This window comes from Proteus genomosp. 6 (assembly GCF_040139785.1).
GTDB lineage: Bacteria > Pseudomonadota > Gammaproteobacteria > Enterobacterales > Enterobacteriaceae > Proteus.
This window is the reverse complement of sequence record NZ_JBEEVJ010000031.1, coordinates 1-3,440: the sequence shown is the minus strand read 5'-3', so window position 1 is coordinate 3,440 and position 3,440 is coordinate 1. Positions and strand designations below refer to the sequence as shown.

General features: G+C 37.8%; 3 protein-coding genes. 2 read left to right on the top strand and 1 reads right to left on the bottom strand.

Going from position 1 to position 3,440, the window contains the following annotated elements; genetic code table 11:
- Positions 1–474: 474 nt before the first annotated feature.
- Together msr(E) and ABN212_RS18550 are read left to right on the top strand one after the other, a co-directional pair.
- Positions 475–1,950 (top strand): ABC-F type ribosomal protection protein Msr(E), encoded by a 1,476-nt coding sequence (msr(E), locus tag ABN212_RS18555; RefSeq protein WP_000052512.1) that lies wholly within the window; start codon positions 475–477, stop codon positions 1,948–1,950.
- Positions 1,951–2,005: 55 nt separating this feature from the next.
- The gene (locus tag ABN212_RS18550; RefSeq protein ID WP_000155092.1) at positions 2,006–2,890 is read left to right on the top strand and encodes an Mph(E) family macrolide 2'-phosphotransferase; all 885 of its coding nucleotides are present in this window, start codon (positions 2,006–2,008) and stop codon (positions 2,888–2,890) included.
- Between the two features lie 189 nt (positions 2,891–3,079).
- Here the strand turns inward: ABN212_RS18550 and ABN212_RS18545 are convergent, their stop codons facing one another.
- On the bottom strand, positions 3,080–3,313 hold the full coding sequence (locus tag ABN212_RS18545) for a helix-turn-helix domain-containing protein (RefSeq protein ID WP_121523926.1): 234 nt from the start codon (positions 3,311–3,313) through the stop codon (positions 3,080–3,082).
- Positions 3,314–3,440 lie beyond the last annotated feature (127 nt).

The window sequence follows — 3,440 nt, the reverse complement described above, 5'->3', positions numbered from 1 at the left end:
GGTAAGCAGAGTTTTTGAAATGTAAGGCCTTTGAATAAGACAAAAGGCTGCCTCATCGCTAACTTTGCAACAGTGCCTAAAATAAGCCTTATATCCAAGCATAAAACAAGGTTGTCTAGACTTCTTTTAACAGTAAAGTTATCATAAAACTGAATTTTATTTTTTAGGTAAGTTTATGCATTCTATCCGCATTCGTTAAGACACAACTATTTGCATAGTGACACTATTTTATAATGGTGGGCTTTTGTTGTGTCTTTAAGAATATATGCGGATATATAAAGTAAAAGTATGCTTAATTTATAAGTATGCTTTTAGTGCATAGTTTCCAGTTATAACTTAATTGACTAGCTATTTGTCCACCCTGTGGATGAATAGCTTTTTTTTTGGGAGGACACTGTGATGCTAGCTTTTGTTTTCACCTAAATCCTGTTTGCTGCATAAAAAATTTCAAGAGCTAAACAGGAGTAAATAAAAATGAGTTTAATTATTAAAGCGAGAAACATACGCTTGGATTATGCTGGGCGTGATGTTTTGGATATTGATGAATTGGAAATTCACTCTTATGACCGTATTGGTCTTGTGGGTGATAACGGAGCAGGAAAGAGTAGTTTACTCAAAGTACTTAATGGCGAAATTGTTTTAGCCGAAGCGACATTACAGCGTTTTGGTGATTTTGCACATATCAGCCAACTGGGCGGAATCGAAATAGAAACGGTCGAAGACCGGGCAATGTTATCTCGCCTTGGTGTTTCCAATGTACAAAACGACACAATGAGTGGCGGAGAGGAAACTCGTGCAAAAATTGCTGCCGCATTTTCCCAACAAGTACATGGCATTCTAGCGGATGAACCAACCAGCCACCTTGATCTCAATGGAATAGATCTACTTATTGGTCAACTTAAAGCATTTGATGGAGCATTACTTGTTATCAGTCATGACCGATATTTTCTTGATATGGTTGTAGACAAGATATGGGAGTTAAAAGACGGTAAAATTACGGAATATTGGGGTGGTTACTCGGATTACTTGCGTCAAAAAGAAGAAGAGCGACAACACCAAGCCGTAGAATATGAGCTGATGATGAAGGAACGGGAGCGATTAGAATCTGCTGTGCAAGAAAAACGCCAGCAAGCTAATCGATTAGACAATAAGAAAAAAGGAGAAAAATCCAAAAACTCTACCGAAAGTGCTGGACGACTTGGGCATGCAAAAATGACTGGCACCAAGCAAAGAAAACTGTATCAGGCAGCTAAGAGTATGGAAAAGCGTTTGGCTGCATTAGAAGATATTCAAGCACCAGAGCATTTGCGTTCTATTCGTTTTCGTCAAAGTTCAGCCCTAGAACTGCACAATAAGTTCCCGATTACGGCAGATGGTCTGAGCTTAAAATTTGGTAGCCGTACTATCTTTGATGACGCTAACTTTATAATACCGCTTGGCGCTAAAGTCGCTATAACTGGATCGAATGGAACAGGGAAAACGTCCTTGTTAAAAATGATATCAGAACGTGCTGATGGATTAACCATATCTCCAAAAGCTGAAATTGGCTACTTTACACAAACAGGATATAAATTTAACACGCATAAATCTGTGCTCTCCTTTATGCAGGAAGAGTGCGAGTACACAGTTGCGGAAATTCGTGCAGTATTGGCTTCAATGGGGATCGGAGCGAATGATATTCAAAAAAACTTATCCGACTTATCGGGAGGTGAAATCATCAAACTGCTTTTATCCAAAATGCTTTTAGGAAAATATAATATTTTGCTTATGGATGAACCAGGAAACTATCTTGACCTAAAAAGTATTGCCGCATTAGAAACAATGATGAAGTCCTATGCAGGAACTATTATCTTCGTATCTCATGACAAGCAATTGGTCGATAATATTGCTGACATTATCTACGAGATCAAAGACCACAAAATCATCAAGACTTTTGAGAGAGATTGTTAATGATAGCCAATCTAATCCGAACATTAATTATTGAACTCTTTAAAGGAAATTAAAAATGACAATTCAAGATATTCAATCACTTGCTGAAGCACACGGCTTGTTGCTTACGGACAAAATGAATTTCAATGAAATGGGCATTGATTTTAAGGTCGTTTTTGCTCTTGATACAAAGGGGCAACAATGGTTGCTGCGTATTCCTCGTCGTGATGGCATGAGGGAACAAATCAAGAAAGAAAAACGCATTTTAGAATTGGTAAAAAAACATCTTTCTGTAGAGGTTCCTGATTGGAGAATTTCATCTACAGAATTAGTGGCTTATCCCATACTTAAAGATAATCCTGTTTTAAATTTGGATGCTGAAACCTATGAAATAATTTGGAATATGGACAAAGATAGCCCGAAATACATAACATCTTTGGCAAAAACCTTATTTGAAATCCATAGTATTCCTGAAAAAGAAGTTCGGGAAAATGATTTGAAAATTATGAAACCTTCAGATTTAAGACCTGAAATAGCAAACAATTTGCAGTTAGTAAAATCTGAAATTGGTATAAGTGAGCAATTGGAAACCCGCTACAGAAAATGGTTGGATAATGATGTTCTATGGGCAGATTTCACCCAATTTATACATGGCGATTTATATGCTGGGCATGTACTAGCTTCAAAGGATGGAGCTGTTTCAGGCGTTATTGATTGGTCAACAGCCCATATAGATGACCCAGCGATTGATTTTGCTGGGCATGTAACTTTGTTTGGAGAAGAAAGCCTCAAAACTCTAATCATCGAGTATGAAAAACTAGGGGGTAAAGTTTGGAATAAACTATATGAACAGACTTTAGAAAGAGCAGCGGCCTCTCCTTTGATGTATGGTTTATTTGCCTTAGAAACTCAAAATGAAAGCCTTATCGTTGGAGCAAAAGCTCAGTTGGGAGTTATATAATTTAAAAATATGATTGCTGAGAACTGCCTTGTTTTGAAACTTGGTTGGCTTTAATTAGTTTTTAGTATTCTTTATAGAAAATGCCTCGATCAAGGGGCATTTCTAACAATCATTTAACATAAAATTTCTTATGTGAAGTAACCTGAATGCAGCGGTGCCCCATTGGGGGCGCGTTGAGATAAGCCTCTTTTAGATAACTTTAGCAACTCGATAGACAGTTGCAACTCCACAATTCACTGCTTTGGCAATTTCTTCCTTAGTCATATTGCCAACTACTAGCAATTCTTTTATTCGTTTATGTTTAGCCTCATTTGCCTTCTTGCCTGTTGGTTTGTAACCCGAACGTGCCAGGCCCTGCTTAATACGTTCTATACGTTTCTCATTGTCTAGGCGGGCCATTGTTGCCAGAAGATCAATCAACATATTGTTGATGAGTTCCAAGATTGAATGAGTAATGCTGTCACTGGTTTGAAGGCACTGTTGCAAATAGTCGGTGGTGATAAACTTATCATCCCCTTTTGCTGATGGAGCTGCACATGAACCCATTCAA

Bases quoted from the DNA above. Each gene is read 5' to 3' on its own strand.
- ABN212_RS18545 (WP_121523926.1), bottom strand. From the start codon at position 3,313: ATGTTGATTGATCTTCTGGCAACAATGGCCCGCCTAGACAATGAGAAA.
- ABN212_RS18550 (WP_000155092.1), top strand. From the start codon at position 2,006: ATGACAATTCAAGATATTCAATCACTTGCTGAAGCACACGGCTTGTTG.